Origin of the sequence: Bartonella capreoli (assembly GCF_902813205.1) — a bacterium.
In the GTDB taxonomy this organism is placed as follows: Bacteria; Pseudomonadota; Alphaproteobacteria; order Rhizobiales; family Rhizobiaceae; genus Bartonella; species Bartonella schoenbuchensis.
Genome location: NZ_CADDZX010000259.1, coordinates 1 through 428 on the forward strand (window position 1 = coordinate 1; position 428 = coordinate 428).

The 428-nt window shown below is 44.2% G+C and carries 1 protein-coding gene; it reads right to left on the reverse strand.

Annotated features, from left to right (window positions below):
• On the reverse strand, positions 1-428 hold a 428-nt coding region (locus J7R05_RS08320; RefSeq protein WP_208541885.1), incomplete at both ends, for an NAD(P)/FAD-dependent oxidoreductase.

Genomic DNA, 428 nt, shown 5'->3' on the forward strand with positions numbered 1-428 from the left:
AAATATTCCCTCTGCATTCACCTTAATTTCTTGACCGGTTTTAACATTTTTAAGGCGTGCACCGGTTACAACAGCTCCCCTTGAGTCCTGAGCTGGCAAACCAACAATTTCTTCTACCACATGATCCCAAAGAACACGTACATTATCGCAAGCAAGCAATCTATCTTGCAAAATTTTTTCTGCCCTAAAATAACCCCGCCGATGAACCACGCTTACACTCTTTGCCAAATGGGATAAATAAAGAGCTTCTTCAACAGCTGTATTTCCACCCCCCACAACAATGACATCCTTATCACGATAAAAGAACCCATCACATGTAGCGCAGGCAGAAACACCGCCACCCATAAAAGTCTGTTCACTTTCCAAACCAAGCCAACGCGCTTGCGCTCCTGTTGCAATAATCAGCGCATCGCAACAATATTGCGTTC